Below are 1,067 nucleotides of genomic sequence, written 5' to 3' on the forward strand. Positions count from 1 at the left end.
CGGTGCCGGGCGAAGTAGTCCTGGACGGCGGCGTAGGTGCTGCCGGTCGAACCTCCCGCGTACAGGGCGTATGTGGCGGCCAGGGTGCCGCAGGCCTCGACGGCGCGTGCCTCGGAGACGATCTCGACCTGGTCGATCAGCGCCTGACCGCACAGCGGCGGCACGATGCTGGAGCCGATGCCGGGGATCCGCCGCTTCTTCGGCGGGCCGCCGAAGATCACCGAGCCTTCGGCGTCGACAGCGACGACCACGCAGCCCGGGTAGGTTTCCTTGATCCGGTGGGAGAGCCCGGCGATCGTGCCGCCCGTGCCCACGCCGACGAAGAGATAGTCGAGCGGGCCGGCCTGCGCTATCAACTCGCCCGCGGTGAAGCGGTAATGCGCGTCGCGGGCATCCGGATTGGCGTACTGGTTGGGCCAATAGGCCGAGTCGAGTTCCACCAGCAGTTCCTGCACCCGGGACAGCCGGTTCTTCAGGTAGCTGCCCGTCCCATCACGGAGGGAAACTTTCTCCACCCGCTCACACAATAACCGGAGCTGGGCCTCGGTGGCCTCGTTGCAGTTCGGATCGATGACCGGGACGAACGAGATGCCGAGCATGCGGCAGTAGAAAGCCATGGCCAGCGCGAAATTGCCGGACGACGACTCGACCACCGTGGTGCCGTGCGCTATCTCCCCGCGACCGATCGCCTGTTCCAGAATCCACAGGGCCGAACGGTCTTTGCTGCTTCCCGTGGGATTGCAGAATTCCAGCTTGGCGACGATGTCGCACTGCTCGTCCGCCAGGGGAATCAGCGGGGTTCCCATGAGACCCCTGCGAATTTGCCTTGTCCGTTCGACCAGAGATTGATCAGCACGCCTGTGGAGCATGGGCCGAGTGTGGCACGGGATCGGTCGAGGCGGCTCAACCGCGACTCAAGCGCGATACGACAAAGACTTGGTGGGGAAAAAGAAGAGGGGCTGTTCAACCATCCACGACAGACGGTTGAACAGCCCCTCGGCATCACTCGACAGAGCTGGACAGACCCCCGCACCGCACCGCCTGCACACCTGCCTGGAAAAGGCGTC

Annotated in this window: 1 protein-coding gene; it reads right to left on the reverse strand. The window is 64.9% G+C overall.

Annotated features, from left to right (window positions below; all coding sequences use genetic code 11):
• Positions 1–806 (reverse strand): pyridoxal-phosphate dependent enzyme (locus tag ACZ7M3_RS52880; RefSeq protein WP_472074000.1); only part of this gene is annotated, 806 nt, incomplete at its 3' end.
• Positions 807–1,067 lie beyond the last annotated feature (261 nt).

It is taken from the genome of Streptomyces sp. NPDC111656, assembly GCF_055656965.1.